Below are 20,629 nucleotides of genomic sequence, written 5' to 3'. Positions count from 1 at the left end.
TGTTGTAAAATTATACATCCTGGTTAGGAAACATGTATTTTACTTTACTATACTATTAATTATAATGATGGGCAAACTTGGAAAATGCATACTTAATATATTATTCTGCAAATAAAATATTAAAATAGTATTTTACAAAAAATACTATTGAAAACGTTTTCTGATAGGTGTATAATAAATATCGTAAGCTTACAATATATTTATATAGTGATTTTAAAGAATGGAGGATGTTATGTATGAAAACTTTAAACAAAGAAAATAGTTTATTAAAAAATCTAGAAGAAATTGAATTAGAAGAAATTAATGGTGGTGGCTGGAGAGACCACGTAAGATGGGCAGCAGATTTCGGTAGAGGACTTGCTTCCTTCAATTATGGTTGCGGTATGGGGGATGCATATACTAAAGGTAGCACATACACTAGTAGTGGTGGTGGTTACTTAAACGGAGCATATGGCCACCGTTAATAACTTTTATTAATAGGAAATAGCTACAGGGTTAGTTTACAAAACTAACCCTGTAGCTATTACATTAAAGCAGGGATGATATATGACAAACTTTAATTATGTTTCAAAAGAATTAAGATATAATATAAATTTTTTTGAAATAGCATGTAATAAATTATTAACGATGAATATTGATGATAATAGCTTATTAAAAAAGGTTAAGAAACGATTAGCATTGTTAAAACACATTCATAAATATTCAGAAGAAGTTAATGAACTACTTTCTGAATTACATTCAGGCACAGTTGATGAGCTAAATCATTTAAGTGATATACAATTTATAGAAATGTTAAAAAGTTTTCTAGTCACTAAAAGGATTAAAATTTCTGTGAATATCATGAGTTTAAATGAAGAAAGATGTATTGAGAGATGTATTAGAAGTATAAAAAATTTTGCGGATGAAATTATTGTTTTAGACACTGGTTCTACTGATAAAACAATAGAAATCATACAAAAAAAATTCCCGGATGTAAAATTATATTGCGCAGAGTGGAAAGATGATTTTTCGGAATGTAGAAATCAGTTAATAGATTATTCGACGGGCGATTGGATATTTCAGATTGATGCGGATGAGGATTTAGAAATCAACCAAGAGGATTTAAGGGATTTCTTAGAATTATTTTATGAATTTCCTAAGTCACCACTGGTTATCTGTCCGAAAATTAAAAATCATGATAACCAAGAGTTGGATTTTAATAAAAGGATTTTTAAAAAGAATGATAATCTCAGATACTTTGGAATGATTCATGAAGATTTACGTTATAATATCCAGAAAAAAGGGGACGACTTAATCTATTTTACTACTGATTTTGTACTTAACCATGATGGGTACAAGCCAGAAATAATTGAATTAAAAAACAAATATAAAAGAAATCTAGATTTAGAAAATGAAATGGTACGTATTGAACCAGACAATATCAGATGGTTTTATTTCTTAGCCAGAGAAAAGAAACTAGCTGGTTACTCTGATGAAGCGGTAATTCATACACTCGCACAAGGAATAAAGAATAGTAAAAATAAGCAAGAAAATAACCATTTTTATTTATTATCTCTTTTAATGTTAGCAGATATCTATCATAATAATCATAATTTTGAAGCGCTACATGGAATTGCTAATGAAGTATCTAATGGATTCCCGTATTGTATTGATGGATTACACTATAATTTAATCAGTAGCTGGGCATACCAGTCATCTCAAATTTCACTTCTTGCCGAGAAAAGTTTTCAACATATGAGAAAGGTCGAATCTCCCTATTCCATAATAAATTCTAATGGGTATCATATCTTTTATCTATTAGGCATGCTGTATTTTAATCTGGGGAATTATGCAAAGGCTTTTCAAATGTTTTCTATAATAAAGGATGACATTATGCTAGATGAAATCAAATCAAACTTAAATGCATTAAAAGATAATATTGAAAATTTTTTAAGTAAATGAATAGTATATCCTAACTACTGTAAATACTTTTATTTTGAGTTAGGATTTATGGCTAAGAGAGATAGATCCTAACTCAAAATAAAATTGTAAGGAGTTTTTGGAATGCAAAAGTCATTAGGAAAAATAAAGGAACAATTGGATTCTACTGAAAACATTTTGTGTACATTACAATGTTCATTCGACCAATATGTCAACCGAAATTGTGCTCGTCCCGGCATATTGGTTGCCACTGAGCGAAGAATGATTTTTTACGGAACACCCCTTATGAATTTTAAAAATGAAATAGTTGAAGAATTCCTTTATGAAGGGATCTCTTCATTGACATTGAAAAAAAATATTTTCGGAATACGAATCCGAATGCAGTACAATGATGAATTTTTGAAATTTAATAAAATTACGAATGCAGATGCTACTACATTTGTAGAAACAGTAAATACCCTACGTAAAAAGTAATAGCAAATTTCGTATCTGCCACGTTGATAATAAAATGTTTTGTAACTTAGCAGTTTTATCACTGAGAGAGAAGGTAGTATATTGGTTCGAAAGAAGTTTCGTTGTGTCAAACAACACGATTTAAAAGACTGCGGTCCAGCTTGTTTAGCTATGATCTCACGTCATTACGGCCTTACAATATCCATATCAAAAATTCGAGAAATTGCTGGAACGGACCTACATGGCACAAACATCAAGGGTTTACTAACAGCGGCTAATAGATTGGATTTTGATACGAAGGGTGTAAAAGCAGAGAGCATAGATGCATTGTCAGAAATACCTTTGCCAGCTATTGCTCATGTCGTTATGGACGGTGGACTACTTCATTATGTAGTCATACACAAAGTAAAGAACGGTAAAATTTATGTAGCAGATCCAGCACAAGGGCTTGTTACATATACATCGGTTGATTTCAGTCAGATTTGGCAAGGAATATTGATACTACTGGCTCCTCGTCAGAATTTCCAAAAAGGGAAGCAATCTCAAGGAACATTATCTCGATTTTTTTCACTATTAAGACCTCAAATGAGCTTGCTACTGCCACTATTTGTAGCTTCTATTTTTTTAAATATATTTGGTTTTGCTGGCGCATTTTATTTTAAGTTCTTAATTGATGATATTGTGACGAAACAATTGTTACAAACACTGCATATAGTATCTATAGGAATTGTTATTTTATACATTTTTAAAGTATTACTCTCCTATTTTCGGACGCACCTCATTCTATATTTAAGTAGACGGATGGATATTCAATTAATGCTTGGATATTACCATCATGTTGTAGGCTTACCTATGAATTTTTTTGAAACCCGAAAAGTCGGTGAAATTATTTCTCGCTTTATGGATGCAAGTAAAATACGTGAAGCTTTATCGACAATTACTATTACATTAATGATTGATACAGTTATGGTTTTGTTGGGTGGTATTTTATTATATGTGCAAAGCTCCACTTTATTTGTGGTTACATTACTTCTCATCCCATTTTATATAGGGGTTATTTTTTTATTTCATAAGCCCTATCAGACCATAAATCGTAATGAAATGGAAAGCAGCGCTAAATTAACATCGTATTTAGTGGAATCATTAAATGGAATTGCGACAATAAAGTCCTATAATGCGGAAAAAGAAGTGTTTTTTCAAACAGAAAGTCGCTTTGTAAACTTATTAAAACATATATTTAAAAGAGGAATGTTATCAAATTTACAAGGTTCTATTAAAATGGTTTTGGCACTTATTGGAGGTACTATTATTCTTTGGGTGGGAGCAATACAAGTCCTAAAAGGAAATATGACAATTGGCGAATTAATTACATATAATGCACTTTTAGGATATTTCTTAAATCCAATTGAAAATTTAATCGGTATTCAACCTACGATGCAATCTGCATTAGTTGCTGGCGAACGATTAAATGAAATTTTAGATTTAGATGGAGAAAAAGATGAAACAGAACATCGTAAAGTTTCTCCTAAAGCATTATCTGGGAAGATAGAGTGCTTAGATGTTACATTCCGATATGGAACACGTAAAAACGTGTTGGAGAATATCAACTTTTCGATTCAATCAGGTCACCAAGTCGCATTTGTAGGAGAAAGTGGTTCAGGTAAAACGACTATTGCTAAGTTATTAATGAATTATTATGAACCACAAAAAGGTGACATATATTATGACGAATTTCATATAAAAGAGGTTAATCGTACAGCACTAAGAGATCGAATTGCTTATGTATCACAAGATTCATTCTTCTTTAGTGGATCTATTTATGATAATTTACGATTTGGACTAGAACGAATGCTTTCGTTAGAAGAAATTATTCATGCTTGTAAGAGTGTATGTGCGCATGAATTTATTTGTGATTTACCTTTACGCTATGAAACTCCTTTAGAGGAAAATGCTTCAAATCTATCTGGCGGTCAAAGACAGAGATTAGCTATTGCAAGGGCTCTGTTAAAAAAACCAGATATTATTATTTTAGACGAAGCAACCAGTAACTTAGATTCAACAACAGAAAAGCATATTACAGATATGTTAAAAGACTTAGGATCCAAAGGCATAACGGTTATCATGATTGCTCATCGACTTAGTACCATTCAACATGCCAATAGAATTTTTGTAATGGGAAAAGGAAATATCCTAGAAGAAGGGTCTCATGAGGAATTATTACTTCAAAAAGGAGAGTACTATCGTCTATGGAAAAATCAAACCGTTCATGCGGAATATCTGGAGACTGAATTTGATGCAATGCGGGGTGGACAATATGGTTAAAATATACTCTTTTGATGAATTAACTGATAGTGTTGAGTTATTAGAAAGAAAACCGCCTCGTTTTATAGCTATATTGTTGATTTCTCTTTTTTTGTGTCTATTAGTCTTTGCTATTTGGGCGTATGTAGGTAAAGTAGATATTGTCAGCAAAGGTACTGCGATAGTTGAAGGGAAATCAAATGTCAGTACAATTCGTACGCAAATTGTAGGTATTGTAGACACTATTTCCGTGCAATCTGGTGATGAAGTAAAAAAAGGAGAGACTTTACTCCAATTGAAGAACCAGGAGTTAACAGGTAAACAGAATCAACTAAATAACATTATAAAACATGTAGAAGAACAAAAAGCAATATTAGAACAGCTAAAACAGAGTATTAAATCTGAAAAAGCAGTTTTTTCTAAGGATTTAGATCAAAAAATACGTGATGAATATAAGGCATATGAGCAAGGGTATCAAGCTTTAGAAAAAGAACAGGATAATGAGATTAAATCCCTCATGAATAATAAGTTACCTAACGAACAAGATGAGGTTTTACAAGAGTTACTTGCGGAAAAGGAAAACATACAAAGAGAGCTAAAGTTTACTCAAAAACAGAAAGAAAAGACGACATCAGAACAAAGCGATGCAATTAATGAAAGGATTCAATCATTAGAGTCGCAACAAACTAATGTAGAAAAAAGAGTAGAACAAAGAAAAGTAACATTAGAAAATGAAAGAAGTAAAATTGAATCAGTTAAGGAAGGAAAACAAGAGCAAAAGAAATATACTTTACGTAAATATAAAGAGGATGCTATTGTTTCAATTAATCAGCGTATTCAGTCAGTAGAGCAAGAACTATTTGTAAAAAAACAAGAAATGGATAGCTTACATTATCAAGGTGAAACGACTGTTATAAAGGCAAAAAAGGATGGTGTTATACAATTCACCTCTATTTTACAAACAGGTGATTTAGTCGACCCAGGTCAAGAGTTAATATCGATTATTCCAAAGGAAAATATCAAAAAGATAAAGATATTAATGCCTGCTCAAGAAGTAAAAGGGATAAAAAAAGGAGACAAAGCACAGTATTCCTTTAAATTAAAAAAGACCGATAAGCAAGTTGGGACTGTAACTTATATATCTGCCCATCCTATTTTTGATAAAGATTCCAAAACATATATGTATGAAATGGAAGCTTCAATTGATACAAATGAATTTGATGAATTACATATGGGAATGGTAGGCAGAGTTTCTGTCGTGACGGGTGAAGAATCCATTTGGAAATTTATTTTACGTGAGTTGGATTTTATTTCTAATTAGTCTAAAAGGAGAAAGGAAATAACTATTAGTAAACACGTTGATAAAGATACTGTAGTAAGAGTTTCAACAAGCAGAAATCCAATGAGTATTAACAATTTGAGAAACTGGAAAAAGATATACTAAATATTTTTAATATGATTATAACGTTGTATTCTCTTTTATAAATGTAACTTATGGTTCTTGTTCATTAACTTGGATCTCCCTAACAGATGCAAAAACTGAATGTGAATCCTATGTAGCGATGCCAGGTGGATTTTTTTAAAAATAACAAAAGGTATATATATACTATTTAGTATATATATACCTTTTGTTATTTTCGGTATGAAGATTGATATTAAACCGGTTTTATATCATAACCATAGATTGTACAATTAGTAATTAAAAACATCATTTTTCATGTATTTCTCTTAATGTAATGAATTTTATTAATATTATTAGACTTAATTTAATTAATTTTATGAAAAGAAAGTTGAAAAATAGGGTTAGAAACTTTTTTGAAACCACGTGACACTATATGTGGAAACTGTATGTTTTATTTAATGGAAAAGTTATCCTTCAAATCATAACTGCTTTTATTTTCAAGAAATTTTCAAATATAATAATCAATATTTTTTATGCAAAATTAAAAGTCTCTTTTCATAAACCATAATATTTGTTTTAATTTCTTATCTTTTTTACTCCCAGCAATATTGTATTTAATTATCTTCGGTGTTGAGCCAAAGAGTATAATCAAATCCTTGATAATTTATCCATACATATTAATAAATTTTAAAAAAAGAATTGACTTCTGTTTTAGTTGTAACTATTATAGTTACATAAACGTTGTAACTTAATTAGTTACAGTGTATTCTTCTTTACGTAAAAATACGATTAGTATATGTATTTAAAGAAGTTGGCCCACATGATGTCGCTCAGTTTAGAAAGTCACTAAAAGATGAAAGATGCATTTTCTAAATTGTAGTATTTTCGGTTTCCGAGGATTAATGCGTTAGTGATATCTTTTGATAAAAATTTTAGTTGGTCCTTCTTTAGAAGAATTCGTTTTTGGGGAAAATAGTAAGGTGCTTCAAAAAAGAACAAGATATGAAAAAAGATGTAATTAATAAACCAGAAAGTAAGCTGAGAATATTAATTGATAGCTGGACTGGTTAATAAAAATGAAGGTAGGAGATTTAAATGGAGAAAAAACAAGATAACCTTATATATGTATGGGATGCATATTGTGGATGGTGCTATGGTTTTTCAGAAAATATTAAAGGATTTTACAAAGACCACACTGAAATGCCGTTAACAGTTTTATGTGGGGGGTTATTTTTAGATGATCTACCAATAAAAAATTTCTCATATATAGAAGAGGGAAATAAAAGAATTAATCAACTTACAGGCGCAGAATTTGGTCCTTCCTATCAAAAATTGGTGGAAGAAGGTACTTTTAAAATGAATTCAAAAGATGCTGCAATTGGCTTTTCAGCTTTACGCTCATTAGCACCAGACCGTTTGTTAGAATTCACGTCTGCTATGCAAAAAGCGTTTTATTATGATGGACAAAGCCTAAGTGATCCTGAGACATATCGTAAGATTGCAATTGAGCATGGTTTGGACCCTGAACAAGTATTAGAGCGTTTAAATGCGCAAGAAACAATTGTAGATGTCCAAAATGATTTCAATAAGGTTCGACAGCTTGGGGTTAATAGCTATCCTTCATTACTTTTACAAAAAGATAATCAAATTATTCCTATTGGTGGTGGGGTAATGACGCCAGATAAAATTGAAGCACGTTTTAAAAATTTATACTAAGAAAGTTTAGGCTATAGTAGTAAACATGTTAGCTTACGCCAACTGACATACATTTCCCGAATATTTGCTGGTGCTATTACACTTTCAGGTGAATTGAAAAGGGAGCTTCTGTCGGAATAAGACAAAAATATGGTAACTAATTAATAACTTAAACAAAAGGAGAATAACATTCTATGTTTAAAACAATTGATATAAATCAAAAAGATGTAAAATTGACAGTGTTTAGTTCAGACGAAAAAAGTTTTATGGTCACTGCAACTTTAGTTGAGAAAGCAGGACATGCATTTTTAATAAACTCAAAATTTACTCAATCTGATTCGAAAGAAATTGTGGATTATTTGAAAAACAATAACTTATCTCTAGATAAAATCTTTATTATCCATGGGGATCCTGATTACTATTTTGGGTTAGAAAGTATTAAAGCTGCTTACCCAGATGCTATAGCGTATGCTACAGAGTCTACGGTTGAACATATTGTTCATTCTGTATTAGGGAAATTGAAAGTTTGGAAAGATGCACTTGGAGAAAATGCACCAAGTAATGTGGTATTACCACAAGTGTTTAAGGAAAAATCTATTGATTTTCAGGGACTAACATTTGAACTAGTAGGCTTAGATCATTACAGAACTAGCTTATTTAACAGAGAACTGAAATTATTAATTGGGGGAATAGATGTATTTAACGAAATCCATCTATTCTTAGCAGATACTAGTTCAAAAGCAGCAATGGAGGCATGGATTGAGAACTTGAAAGTATTACAGGCTTTAAATGCGGACGTAATTGTACCGAGCCATGGATCAATTGAAAAATCCTTAGATAATCAAGCGATTACTGCAACTATGGATTATTTAAGAACTGCAATTCAGGCTTCTGAGGAAAGTAAAACTTCAAAAGATTTTGTAGCAAAACTTGAAACAGCATATCCAGCCTATGCTAATAAAGGTGTATTAGAATTAAGTGCAAAAGTTGTAACAAAAGAAATGCCTTGGGGTTAATGCTATGAATAGATATCAAAAACTATTACATGAAACATATGTGTTAACTGGTGAAGGAAAAATGGATGCTTTCAAAACGTATTTAAGTGAAAAGGTATCTTGGACAGAAGCTGCTGGCTTTCCATATGCGGGCACTTATATAGGTCCTGATGAAGTAGTGAAAAATGTACATGAACGTCTTGGAACTGAATGGGATAACTATAGCGCTAAAGATGAAATTTATGCTTTTAATAACAATACTGTTATTGTATATGGAAAATATAGTGGAACATATAAAGTAACAGGGAAATCATTCATAGCAGATTTTTGTCATCTTTATGAGTTTGATGAGAACGATAAGGTTAAAAAGTTTATTCAAATTGTGGACAGTGCAACTGTTAATGAGGTATTAAGTTAGAGTTACTAGTTTCTGACATGCCTCGTATAGGGAGTATTGTTAGGAAAGATGGATTTTCCTAACAATATCTCTTACATCACATTCTGGGTAAGGTTTATCCTTTATCGAGTGTGTTATCGAATATGAATCATAAAATTAGAAGAGGTAGGTATATATGAAAATAGAGAAAAATTTAATAGTAATAATTATTTCTGTGTTTATTTTAGGAATTGTGTCGACTTTGATATTTCAAGCTTCAACTGGTAATACAAAAGGTCATTCAACAAAGAGCGAGAATGTTGCACCAGTATCAAAAGATAATGTGACAGAAAAAGAAAAGAATAAAAAGATGGTAGTTGATTTCTATAATGAAGTTTTTAACAAACATAATATCGATATTATCCCTAAATATGTAAGTGAAGATTATAAGCAACATAATCCTTTTGTTGCTGATGGACGAAAAGCCTTCATGGATTTCTTTAAGGAGGACTTTGTAAAAAATCCAAATTCCTCTGCAGAGATTAAACGTGTAGTAGCTGAAGGAGATACAGTTGCTCTTCATGTACATTCTCGTACTAATTCTCAAGATAAGGGAGTTGCTATAGTGGATATTTTCCGCATAAAGGATGGAAAGATTGTCGAACACTGGGATGTAATTCAAGAGATCCCAAATGAGGCAGCTAATAATAATACGATGTTTTAGGTAGAAAAAATATATAAACTAAATTCAAATTTCTAACTCAAGACTCCATTTTGATTAACCTTTTTTCAAAATGGAGTCTTCTTATTTTTCATATGGGTTTGTGGAACATTTTTGATTATACTTTATTTCAACTCAATATTTGTATTAATGAGGTTTAATTTATAGGTGATAAAATTGATAATAATCTTGATGTATGAGTCACATAGTAGTAAAAACTCTTCTATAGGCAAGAAGAGTTTTTTAGTGAGTTTATAGCATTCTGGAGGGAATTAGTTTTTTTATCACTAATAACATTAAATAATTATATATAAATATAATGTATTTATGTTATTATGTTTATATTGGGAAAAAAAGTATATTTTTGTTCGCAAAAATAATTAGGTGAAGAAGGGGAAATAGCATGAAAATGAAAAAAATGATTTTAACAGGTGCAGTACTTGCAGCAACAACTTTAACGTCTTTAACAAATGTACAGGCAGATACAACTTTTAAAGATGTTCCTACTGATCATTGGTCATATAAAGCAATTATGGATCTAAAAGAGAAAAATATCGTAGCTGGTTATGGAAATGGCATATATGGTTTCGGTGATAGTATTACACGTGGTCAAGTTGCTAGATTGCTTTATGTATACTTGAAACCAGTAGATGTAGATGCTAAATTTCAAAATCCATTTACGGATATAAAAGGTACTATGTTCGAAAAGGAAATCTTAGCAATCACAAATGCAGGGATTATGAGCGGATATGGTAATGGAAAGTTTGGACCAAATGAGGTCCTTAATCGTGAACAATTGGCAGCTGTTCTAACACAAGCATTTCAATTAAAAGCAACAACTGTCACAACTTTCAAGGATGTTGACAAGAATTATTGGGCTACGAAGGCAATCAGTGCATTGCAGGAAAGTAAAATTGCTGCTGGTACAGGAAGTAACTTATTCGAGCCAAAAAGAGTTGTAACACGTGAGCAATATGCACAGTTTCTATACAATGGAATTAAAAGTGTGAACAAACCAGAGACAAAACCAGAAACAAAACCAGAGACAAAACCAGAGACAAAACCAGAGACAAAACCAGAAACAAAGCCAGAGACAAAACCAGAAACAAAGCCAGAGACAAAACCAGAAACAAAGCCAGAAACAAAGCCAGAGACAAAACCAGAAACAAAGCCAGAGACAAAGCCAGAGACAAAACCAGAAACAAAACCAGAGACAAAACCAGAAACAAAACCAGAGACAAAGCCAGAAACAAAACCAGGAGTAACACCAATAGGTATTCCCAATGCGTTAGTGACAGATGATTTTTTCTTTGATAGATATTCCATTGAAATTTCGCCTGTAAGAGAGCAATCTATTTCTAAACAAGGTCAAAATCTTGTTACTGAAGTAAATAAGAAATATAATGCGAATTTAAGATATAGATACGTAGCATCAGAAATTGATCTATATACTCCTAATTTGCCAAGAATGATTGATTCTCATGGTTCATTTTCGTTTGTTGGGAAGGATGCAGAAAATTTCTATTTCGTGTTTGTCGTTGACAAATCAACTGTTGAGCTAGCGAAAAACTGGATGCATATGATAAATCCGAATTTCACACTTGATAAAGAAATTGATAAATTAGTAAATCCAAATCTAGAATTAAAAAAAGAAATTGATAGTTTTGTAAAAAATAATAAGGATTATATCAATCGTTTTGAAAAAGATAATCATAGCGTAGAAATAGCTATAAGTCCTCTACATTCAATAGGCCCTGGAGAGTCAGTAGTTACTCTAAATCCAGATTACTCTATATTACACGTTTCTGTACAAGCAAAATAATATTTTAAGTAATGTATCGATTTTCGTACAGGGAAGTATGGACAATATTAGAGGTTAAAGATTTTTCGAAAAAGACCGACTGTGATTGAAGTGCACCCCAATTGTTAGACACATAATTAACAATTGGAGGTGCATTTTTATATTCGATTTAACTGTATAGATTTTTTAAACATTAGATATTATTTCATTTCCTATGCTGTAACGATGGAATATTCTCTTTTTTTCGTCAGTGTTTGAACCAATAATTAAAATGTCTTAATTCCTTTAGCAAGGCTTGTAAAATTCCAAAAGTTCAACTGGAATATTATTTTTGTATGCTATACATGCTTTTGTATCACCAGGCTGAATGGTCTTTTTATCAATTAACAAAAGCGAAGCAAACGTGTTTGCTTCTATCTCTAATTTATCAACGGAAAAGAATGTATTCTTACGCAGAAAAGGTGTATTTGCATGAGTATGAAGAACCGCATGTCCTAATTCATGAGCACAAACAGTTTTCTGCATAGATGGAGATAAATTAGTATTAATAACAATGAAACGATTTCTTTTTTCATATTTATAAAAACCATTTATTTCTTCATGTAAATCCCATGTTAGTACATGTATTTTTAAGTAATCTGCAAGCTCATAGGGGTTTGTCGTGTTGTATTTTGTACTAAGTTGTTGGACTAGATCTCTAATGACGAATTTCAATGTATTCCCTCCTAAGCTCGCATCAGTTATCGTCTGGACTACGATATTTCTTAGGCACGTATTTTTTATTGATTACTTTCGTTTGTTTGACAATGTACTCCATTGCATCTAATAGTGATTCTACAGCTTCTTGACTCATAGGTTCACCAGAGAACATTAACCCATCTTCTCCTTGAAGGTCCTTTTTTATTTCTTCCATTCTTTTTGCTATGTCTTTCTCATCTTTCGGCGTTAATTGCTTCTTTTTTTCGTCCGTAACAGCTCGTCCTAGCAAATAGTCAGCTGAAACTGAAAAGCAATCCGCTAATTTAGTTAGAACATCATGTGGAGGGAATCTTTCTTCTGATTCGTAGTAGCCTATCATTCTTTGGGATACTCCAATTTTTTCAGCCAGTTGTTTTTGTGTTAAATTTTCTTTTTTTCGTAAGGATTTTATTCTAACTCCTATCACATTGTTCACCTCTCTAATTGAACTAATTGTTCTTTATAGATTTATCGTAGCACAAAAAGTTCTTTTTTGCATTGACAAAGAACAATTAGTTCTTTAATCTGTATTTAGAACTAATTGTTCTTACGGAGGTGGACTAATGGGTAACAAAATGTACGATTTGGAAAAGAAGTTATATAAAGAACTTGCTAGTTATTGTGGAGTTACAGAGCGTTATATTCGAATGATTGATCAAAAAGAAAGAACCCCTTCAATGAGAATTGCTAAAAAGATTGCACAGTTTTTTGATATGAGTGTAGATGATATTTTTTTTAATAATAAATCGAACTTTAAGTTCTTTTTAACTTCGTGTTGGTGTGAAAAGGGTGGAAAATAGATTTCGTAATGAGAAAGTTAATGGTAGTGAGTACTGAACTTTGAAAGTAGATATTTGTTCTAAACAATAATGGAGGGGGAGATATTATGGGGATTTGTAGAGTTAAAAAGGATTATAATTATTCCGTCATAAATAATACAGGGTTAAAAGATAAAAGGCTTTCTTGGAAGGCGAAGGGGATATTAGCATACATACTTACACTTCCAGATGATTGGGTTTTTTATAGAGAGGAATTATCTCAACATGCAAAAGATGGTATTAATAGCTTAAGAGCTGGAATGAAGGAATTAAAAGAGTATGGATACATTAAAAGATTTCCGATTAGAGACGAAAAAAATAAAATTGTAAGATGGGAGACAATTATTTACGAAATCCCAGTGGATGATTTTTCACCAGTGGAAAACCTACCTGCTGAAAATCCTGTTGATGGGAATCTACTGGCGGAAAATCGCAAGCTACTAAATACTGATATACAAAGTACTAAAAAACTAAACACTGATACACAAAATAAGGATCATCATGATAATAAGGAAAAATCACTCTCACAAAGAGTGACAAATGAAGATTTCAAAATAAGTCATAAATTTTTGCTGAGGAATGGGATACTGTTAAGTGAAATAGCTATTGCAGAGCTCGTTGAATTTTGCGAAGCATTAGGTAGTGAACTAATTTTGGAAGCAGTAAAGAGATCAATTGATGAGAATATACCAAAGTGGAGGTATGTACGTGGAATTCTTAAAAATTGGGAAAGTCAAAAAGTAAAAACACTTAATGATGTAGTTGTGTTAGATGCACAGTTTGATTTTTGTAAGAATAAAAAACAATTTAGGTCAGGGTATACCAAACGAAAAGAACTGGTACCAGAATGGCTACGTGAAATAGAAGAAGTTCCAGAAGAGCAGCCTAGACAAAATAATGAGTTAACTATTGAAGAAGAGCGTGAGAGATTAAAAGATTTATTAAGAAAATATAAATCATAATTAATATTCGTAAATTCATTTAAATGGATAATAAAGGTTGCATTATCTTTAGTGATAACAATAAAAGCTGAATTAAAATAAAGAAAAATAGGGGGATTATTATATGTTTGACTGGCTGAAAGATTATCAGAAACTAGAAGAAGAAATTACATATTTAGAATATAACTTAGACAAATCAAAAGCAGAGTTAAAGCGTTGGACTAGTGGGGACTTGAAAAATGTACGATTAACTGCAGAATCGGAAGGGGCTAAAGTAGAAAATCGGATTGAAGCTATTGAATATGAATTAGGACATAAGATGAATGAAATGTTTAATTTAAAGGTTTTAATTAATAAGTTTGTAGGATTAGATCATCAAATACTCAAAATGAAGTATGTTGATGGAATGACTTTAGAACAAATAGCGTTTGACTTGCATTATAGTACGGGTTATATCCGACGAAAACATGCTGAAATAAGAAAGATTGTCAAGTTTTTAGATGGATTTTAATGTTACCTTTTTGTAGGATACATGCGGTGTACAGTAAGTATTGAAAAAGTGATTTATAGTAGTAATATAAGATTTCGACGAAAGAGCAACTATTTTGATGGTTGCTCTTTTTGTTATGAAAGAAGGTGAGCAACATGAAGTAATTTTATAGATTAATGGGCATTTGACTGATAGTCGTATTTCGTAAAGTAGTAGTATTTTAGACAAAAATAATAGGGAAATAAGGAGATGTTTAATAATGAGTATATTAGCTGCTTCAGCTAAAACAAAGAATCTGCCACAACAAGTGTTACGTTGGCAATCGATGGTAGAAAGTGAATGTTCTGCACAAGGTGTTTCTGAGTTGGTTCCTTACGTACTTGGAATCATTATGGTGGAAAGTGACGGGAATTCTGAAAAAACACCTGATATTATGCAGTCAAGTGAATCACAAGGCTGGCCAATGAATACAATTAAAAATCCTAAAGATTCAATTTATTATGGAGTAAAGCATTTAAAAGGAGCTTTTGATGATGCGAAAAAAAATGGTATTACAGATTTAAGTGCCATTGTTCAATCATATAATTTTGGACGAGCTTACCTTCGCTGGTTAGCTTCTAACAATAAACAACATTCATTACCGGTAGCGGATCTGTACTCTAAAACGGTTGTTGCGCCATCACTTGGAAATACAACAGGTGCCATGGTTCGATATAGCAACCCGATTGCTGTGGCCTACAATGGTGGTTACCGATATAAAAATGGCGGGAATTTTTTCTACGCTGAAATTGTAAAACAATATGTAGATTTTACTGCAGGCGGTGTTCCGCAACCAGAAGGAATTGGGTTCGCAAAATCAATATATTGGGAAGGATATGGTATTAACTATTACGATGGACCACACGGTAACTATATTGCGGACTTTACGACAGCAGCAGAAGTATTATACTGGGATGCGTACTGGGGAGAAGATAATGATGTTTGGTTAGATTTAGGTAGAAGCCGTTGGGTAAAAGCAGAGCATTATTATTGGAGACCTTTTAAAGCCATATCAAAATTTCCAGAAGGATATGAAGTAAGCTATTGTGATGGAATTGACGGCGCATACAAAGGCAGTATTAATTCCAAAGAACCGCTTACAGTATTCTTCCGTAAAGAAGGCTGGATTGATATTGGTGGGAATCGTTGGACACCAGAGAAACACTTTGACATTGTAGATATTCGATAAAAAAACAACTCTGTTAAGAGTTGTTTTTTATCTTTAAACGGTGTTTTAGGTAAGAAGAGTTAGCTATATAGAATAATAGCTTTCGATATTTTTGGCTAATTTCAGTGACATTTAACTTATGGTTACAAGATGGATATTTTAATAGTAGATAACAATAGGGAAATGTTCTGTCTTGTTCATTTTGAGGTTGGAAAACCTACAATATATTTAAAAATAATAAATATAGACAATATAGAAATAGAAAGGAAGATTTATATGGCAACATTTATTTATCCAACAGATACAACGAGAGTAACAAGTGGTTTTAGGGGTGACAGACCAGATCATCATGGGATAGATCTTGCACAAGCAGGTTATCATCCAATTTATGCAGCAGCTGGCGGGCAAGTTAGTCGTTCGTATTTTTCAACTAGTTACGGCGAGTGTATTATGATTGCCCATAATATTAATGGAGTTACATGGGAAACCGTATATGCTCATATGCGAAGTGGCTCCCGTACAGTTAAACAAGGTGATTATGTTACACAAGGACAAACAATCGGGGTTATGGGAGAAACAGGAGAAGCCTATGGTCAGCATTTACATTTTGAAATGCATAAAGGCAGCTGGAATATGAATAAGAGTAATGCTGTGAATCCGTTAGACTACTTGGGAAAAGGTGGCGTTGTTGGTACACCGCAACCAGAGGGGATTGGGATGGCAAGGTCAATATACTGGGAAGGATATGGCATTAATTACTACGATGGACCACACGGTAACTATATTGCGGACTTTACGACAGCAGCAGAAGTATTATACTGGGATGCGTACTGGGGAGAAGATAATGATGTTTGGTTAGATTTAGGTAGAAGCCGTTGGGTAAAAGCAGAGCATTATTATTGGAGACCTTTTAAAGCCATATCAAAATTTCCAGAAGGATATGAAGTAAGCTATTGTGATGGAATTGACGGCGCATACAAAGGCAGTATTAATTCCAAAGAACCGCTTACAGTATTCTTCCGTAAAGAAGGCTGGATTGATATTGGTGGGAATCGTTGGACACCAGAGAAACACTTTGACATTGTAGATATTCGATAAAAACAACTCTGTTAAGAGTTGTTTTTTTATTCTTAAATTTTTATAGGAGAAAGAGGGCGAATGGAAATGAAGAAAATTGCAGATTTATCTCATCACAATAATTCAATAAATTGGGCTGCAGCTAGTAAGGAGCTAGACCTTGCTATTATACGTGTACAATATGGATCTAGGACAATTGATAAACGTTATAAAGAGTATGTGCAAGGCTGTAAAGACTATGGTGTCCCATTTGGCCACTATGCTTATGGATGTTATGTAAGTGTTCAGGATGCTATTGTAGAAGCAAATGATTTTATGGCACGCGCTGATAAAGAAGCAAAGTTTTTAGTATTAGATGTAGAAGATGACACATTAGCAAGTTGTGGAGCGGCTAACTTAGCAAAAGCTTCGCAGGCATTTATTGATACATGCCGTACAGCAGGCTGGAAAGTGGGTCTATATGTATCACACCACATGTATACAAGCTATGGACTAAATACTGTGAATGCGGATTTCCTTTGGATTCCACGTTATGGGAATAAACCAGCGTATAGTTGTGATTTATGGCAGTATACAGAAACAGGTAGTCTTGCAGGCGTAACTGGTAATGTAGATTTAAATTATTTAAACGGTGAAAAATCTCTTGAATGGTTTACAGGTAAGGGTGGCGTTGTTGGTACACGGCAACCAGAGGGGATTGGGATGGCAAGGTCAATATACTGGGAAGGATATGGAATTAACTATCATGATAGTCCACACGGTAAATATATTGCGGACTTTACGACAGCAGCAGAGGTATTATACTGGGATGCGTACTGGGGAGAAGATAATGATGTTTGGTTAGACTTAGGTAGAAGCCGTTGGGTAAAAGCAGAGCATTATTATTGGAGACCCTTTAAGGCAATATCAAAATTTCCAGAAGGATATGAAGTAAGCTATTGTGATGGAATTAACGGCGCATACAAAGGCAGTATTAACTCAAAAGAACCTCTTACGGTATTCTTCCGTAAAGAAGGCTGGATTGATATTGGTGGGAATCGTTGGGCACCAGAGAAACACTTTGACATTGTAGATATTCGATAAAAGGTTTAGGTCTACTCGTTTGAGTGGCTATTCGTTTTGGGTTCTGGCTAAGACCGGGAATAAAAAATGGTACTGTTGTCCTGAACTAAGTTGTTCTCATGCCTTGATTCAAGAAGGAATTGAGTAAATCAGTAATCAGTTTGTTTAAAGACTGCATAGATATTGAAACTATTCTTTATAAAGACATTAAAAAGCACGTATTTAAGTTAACAAAGAGCAAATCATTGGAGATTTTGGAGTAGTAATTTATATCTAGCTTAGACAATGGTGTATGGTTCAAGTGAAAAATCAATAAAAAAGATTGTGTAATCACAAATAAATTAAACACATTAGAAGATATTTTTAAACGTATTAATAGAAGATCTCTAAGTAAAATTAAAAACTGAAGAATTAACAAAAATACAACTGAAAAGAAAACAAAAACGGAGCAGCTATCAGCTGCTCTATTTTTGTTTTTTAGGGGGAGAGAACAAGATGACAAATCCTAACCAAAATAAACATCCAGAGGACAATCAATTACAGAGCCAAATTATCAATCAAATCATTCCTATCTTAGAGAAGTTAGTTATGCAATTCATTCAAAATCCAACCCCGAATGAGGATATGATGCCAGGTAATGATAATAAGTTTATGGAAATTGATGATGTTGTAGACAATTTAGTGAATGCTGGGATTATTACCGCTAGCAATTTTAATGTTAACGTGGAGCTATTTAGAGGTAGTCCAATTACGGTTTCCATTGTTAAAGCAGGGGATCCAATAGTAGAAGTTCCTGCAGAAGTTGGTGTTGGGGATTCTATCGAGGGACATATAGATGAGAAAGATAAAAAAGGAACTAAATAATGAAACATAAAGCCAAGCATATTGTAGTGTAGGGTTTTTTATTTTAAAGCAAATAAGAAGTGGGAAAGAGGTGGAAATATGGATGGTTTACTAGAGGTGAAAGGGGATGTTCACGAAATAAGGCAAGATATTAAAGAAATACGTTTAGAGATTAGAAGTTTAGAAATGCGGACAACAGGTAATGAAAAAGACATTATTAATATTAATAAGCAATTAGATAAGATTAGTGCAAATACAACATGGATATTACGCCTTATTATTGGTGGAATAATTGGAGCAGCTCTGACCTTCCTCTTGAAAGGTGGCGGTATGTAATGATTGAAATTACGGCAATGATTGGGGCTGTTATAGGGTTATCGCAAATTGCTAAAACAAATGGATTGCAAACAAAATATATTCCGATATTTAATTTGACGCTTGGCATTATACTGGGTGTTTTATTTTTGTCTCAAGATATCAAAATGAATATATTTCAAGGAATGATTATCGGATTGTCAGCAAGTGGATTGTTTGACCATAAGAAAATTATAAAAAAGGATGACAATAGGAAATGAAAAAGAAATACAAATACAAATACATTCTATCCATAGTTGTTGCTATGATTTTAGTAATATCAATTGGAACAAACACATTTGCTGATAGAATGCTACTTATTCCAGATGTACCTAACCAGCCTTATCGTTACGGTGTTGATGCTTATGAAGGTGTTGTGGCACATTCTACAGCTACCCCTGAGGCACCAGCAATTAATATTCAAAAATATGAGTCTCGTACATGGCGTTCAGCATTTGTTCACTATGCAGTTGATTGGGATGAAAAGATTCAAATTGCATCAACAAAATATCGAGCATGGGGCGCAGGTCCGGCAGCAAATGTAAGATTTGTTCATGTTGAATTGTGTGAAACAAGTAATTCATTGAAATTCAAACGTTCTTATGAACGGTATGTAGAGTTAATCGGAGCAATCTTGCGGGAACGAAATATTCATCCTTCTAAAGGGCTATGGACACATAGGGATGTTACTTATAAATTAGGTGGGACAGATCATGAAGATCCTCTGGATTATCTTCGTAGTCATGGTGTATCTGAAGCTCAATTTCGAGCGGATGTACTAAATGCCTATAATAGAGATTCAGTTAAGGTTGATGTTAAACCACAAAAGTCAAATGACTTATCTAGCACAGTGGAGGCAAATGGTGTTGTATATATTGAGGGATACAATGTAAACCTTCATTCTGGACCATCAACATGGAATAGTGTCATTCGCAAACTACAAAAAGGAGAAGCGTATAAAGTAGGTAGGAAAGTAGGAAGCTGGCTAGACCTTGGAGGTAATGAATGGATTTATTATGATTCCTCATACATTCGTTACAATGGGACAGAAGCCTTTACTGTAGTTGGTAAAAGGGTTATTTCTAAAGAGGCCAATTTACGCTTCTATGAATCTCCATCTTGGCAGGATAAGGATGTTGCTGGTCTTGTAGATGCAGCATTAGGATTTACGATAGATGCGAAAGTAAATGTCAATGGATTGTCACAATATAAAGTACACAATAGCAAAGGAAAAACATACTATGTAACAGCAAATGAAGCCTATGTGTATGTGAGGTGAAAAAGGACCGTTTCCTGTAGTGGAGATGGTTCTTTTTATTTTTGTTTAGTTAATATTCACTAATTCATTAAACTTAAAATTAGTACTCAAATCGAATTCAGTTGTACAATATACAAAATGTATTAACAATAAACCTTGCAAACTCTGAACTTAAAA

22 protein-coding genes are annotated in these 20,629 nt (G+C 32.7%); 20 read left to right on the top strand and 2 right to left on the bottom strand.

The genetic code is table 11. From position 1 onward, the window contains the following. The first annotated feature begins 236 nt into the window (after positions 1 to 236). From ACXY7N_RS26800 to ACXY7N_RS26755, 10 genes are all read left to right on the top strand, one after another. Positions 237 to 464 (top strand): hypothetical protein, encoded by a 228-nt coding sequence (locus ACXY7N_RS26800; protein WP_016135756.1) that lies wholly within the window; start codon positions 237 to 239, stop codon positions 462 to 464. Positions 465 to 546: 82 nt separating this feature from the next. Next, the gene (locus ACXY7N_RS26795) at positions 547 to 1,941 is read left to right on the top strand and encodes a glycosyltransferase family 2 protein (RefSeq protein WP_098412951.1); all 1,395 of its coding nucleotides are present in this window, start codon (positions 547 to 549) and stop codon (positions 1,939 to 1,941) included. Between the two features lie 102 nt (positions 1,942 to 2,043). After that, a complete protein-coding gene (locus ACXY7N_RS26790) occupies positions 2,044 to 2,394 on the top strand; it encodes a PH domain-containing protein (protein ID WP_016135758.1) in 351 nt (116 codons plus the stop codon). Positions 2,395 to 2,475: 81 nt separating this feature from the next. Further along, a complete protein-coding gene (locus ACXY7N_RS26785; RefSeq protein WP_016135759.1) occupies positions 2,476 to 4,695 on the top strand; it encodes a peptidase domain-containing ABC transporter in 2,220 nt (739 codons plus the stop codon). Next, positions 4,688 to 5,995: a putative HlyD family type I secretion protein gene (locus ACXY7N_RS26780; RefSeq protein WP_016135760.1), complete on the top strand. Its 1,308-nt coding sequence runs from the start codon at positions 4,688 to 4,690 to the stop codon at positions 5,993 to 5,995. The genes ACXY7N_RS26785 and ACXY7N_RS26780 overlap by 8 nt, the downstream gene beginning before the upstream one ends. Positions 5,996 to 7,171: 1,176 nt before the next feature. After that, positions 7,172 to 7,792: a DsbA family protein gene (locus tag ACXY7N_RS26775; RefSeq protein ID WP_016135761.1), complete on the top strand. Its 621-nt coding sequence runs from the start codon at positions 7,172 to 7,174 to the stop codon at positions 7,790 to 7,792. A 173-nt stretch (positions 7,793 to 7,965) separates the two neighbouring features. Next, positions 7,966 to 8,787: an MBL fold metallo-hydrolase gene (locus ACXY7N_RS26770; protein ID WP_016135762.1), complete on the top strand. Its 822-nt coding sequence runs from the start codon at positions 7,966 to 7,968 to the stop codon at positions 8,785 to 8,787. A gap of 4 nt (positions 8,788 to 8,791) precedes the next feature. Beyond that, positions 8,792 to 9,184, top strand: a complete 393-nt coding sequence (locus tag ACXY7N_RS26765) for a nuclear transport factor 2 family protein (RefSeq protein ID WP_016089859.1) — start codon at positions 8,792 to 8,794, stop codon at positions 9,182 to 9,184. A gap of 154 nt (positions 9,185 to 9,338) precedes the next feature. After that, positions 9,339 to 9,866: a nuclear transport factor 2 family protein gene (locus ACXY7N_RS26760; RefSeq protein WP_016135763.1), complete on the top strand. Its 528-nt coding sequence runs from the start codon at positions 9,339 to 9,341 to the stop codon at positions 9,864 to 9,866. Positions 9,867 to 10,266: 400 nt separating this feature from the next. Continuing rightward, the gene (locus tag ACXY7N_RS26755; protein ID WP_488592782.1) at positions 10,267 to 11,685 is read left to right on the top strand and encodes an S-layer homology domain-containing protein; all 1,419 of its coding nucleotides are present in this window, start codon (positions 10,267 to 10,269) and stop codon (positions 11,683 to 11,685) included. 264 nt (positions 11,686 to 11,949) lie between these two features. Here ACXY7N_RS26755 and ACXY7N_RS26750 read toward each other — a convergent pair whose 3' ends face one another. Both ACXY7N_RS26750 and ACXY7N_RS26745 read right to left on the bottom strand, forming a co-directional pair. Then, a complete protein-coding gene (locus ACXY7N_RS26750) occupies positions 11,950 to 12,378 on the bottom strand; it encodes an ImmA/IrrE family metallo-endopeptidase (RefSeq protein WP_016135765.1) in 429 nt (142 codons plus the stop codon). 22 nt (positions 12,379 to 12,400) lie between these two features. Continuing rightward, the gene (locus ACXY7N_RS26745) at positions 12,401 to 12,829 is read right to left on the bottom strand and encodes a helix-turn-helix domain-containing protein (protein ID WP_016089863.1); all 429 of its coding nucleotides are present in this window, start codon (positions 12,827 to 12,829) and stop codon (positions 12,401 to 12,403) included. A 136-nt stretch (positions 12,830 to 12,965) separates the two neighbouring features. On the opposite strand from ACXY7N_RS26745, the gene ACXY7N_RS26740 reads away from it, so the two are divergent. The 10 genes from ACXY7N_RS26740 (at position 12,966) to ACXY7N_RS26695 (ending at position 20,473) form a co-directional block, all read left to right on the top strand. Then, complete coding sequence (locus ACXY7N_RS26740; protein WP_016135766.1) at positions 12,966 to 13,202, top strand: helix-turn-helix transcriptional regulator; 237 nt, start codon at positions 12,966 to 12,968, stop codon at positions 13,200 to 13,202. Positions 13,203 to 13,288: 86 nt separating this feature from the next. Beyond that, positions 13,289 to 14,182 (top strand): DnaD domain-containing protein, encoded by an 894-nt coding sequence (locus ACXY7N_RS26735; RefSeq protein WP_016135767.1) that lies wholly within the window; start codon positions 13,289 to 13,291, stop codon positions 14,180 to 14,182. Positions 14,183 to 14,285: 103 nt separating this feature from the next. Continuing rightward, the gene (locus ACXY7N_RS26730; RefSeq protein WP_016089866.1) at positions 14,286 to 14,672 is read left to right on the top strand and encodes a hypothetical protein; all 387 of its coding nucleotides are present in this window, start codon (positions 14,286 to 14,288) and stop codon (positions 14,670 to 14,672) included. A gap of 238 nt (positions 14,673 to 14,910) precedes the next feature. Continuing rightward, positions 14,911 to 15,879 (top strand): lysozyme family protein, encoded by a 969-nt coding sequence (locus ACXY7N_RS26725; RefSeq protein ID WP_116349125.1) that lies wholly within the window; start codon positions 14,911 to 14,913, stop codon positions 15,877 to 15,879. A gap of 255 nt (positions 15,880 to 16,134) precedes the next feature. After that, on the top strand, positions 16,135 to 16,956 hold the full coding sequence (locus ACXY7N_RS26720; RefSeq protein WP_016135770.1) for a M23 family metallopeptidase: 822 nt from the start codon (positions 16,135 to 16,137) through the stop codon (positions 16,954 to 16,956). Positions 16,957 to 17,022: 66 nt separating this feature from the next. After that, positions 17,023 to 18,018, top strand: a complete 996-nt coding sequence (locus ACXY7N_RS26715) for a GH25 family lysozyme (RefSeq protein ID WP_098413164.1) — start codon at positions 17,023 to 17,025, stop codon at positions 18,016 to 18,018. A gap of 474 nt (positions 18,019 to 18,492) precedes the next feature. Next, positions 18,493 to 18,861 carry a hypothetical protein gene (locus ACXY7N_RS26710; RefSeq protein WP_098413161.1) on the top strand — a complete coding sequence of 123 codons (369 nt, stop codon included), beginning with the start codon at positions 18,493 to 18,495 and terminating at the stop codon, positions 18,859 to 18,861. A 78-nt stretch (positions 18,862 to 18,939) separates the two neighbouring features. Further along, positions 18,940 to 19,176 carry a hemolysin XhlA family protein gene (locus ACXY7N_RS26705; protein ID WP_098413162.1) on the top strand — a complete coding sequence of 79 codons (237 nt, stop codon included), beginning with the start codon at positions 18,940 to 18,942 and terminating at the stop codon, positions 19,174 to 19,176. After that, complete coding sequence (locus tag ACXY7N_RS26700) at positions 19,176 to 19,415, top strand: hypothetical protein (RefSeq protein WP_016135774.1); 240 nt, start codon at positions 19,176 to 19,178, stop codon at positions 19,413 to 19,415. The genes ACXY7N_RS26705 and ACXY7N_RS26700 overlap by 1 nt, the downstream gene beginning before the upstream one ends. Then, entirely contained in the window at positions 19,412 to 20,473 is a 1,062-nt protein-coding gene (locus ACXY7N_RS26695; protein ID WP_016135775.1) for an N-acetylmuramoyl-L-alanine amidase, read from the top strand. Before ACXY7N_RS26700 ends, ACXY7N_RS26695 begins: the two co-directional genes overlap by 4 nt. Positions 20,474 to 20,629 lie beyond the last annotated feature (156 nt).

The sequence above is a fragment of the Bacillus sp. 5w2 genome, assembly GCF_054353775.1.
This window is presented reverse-complemented; position numbering and strand designations above follow the sequence as displayed.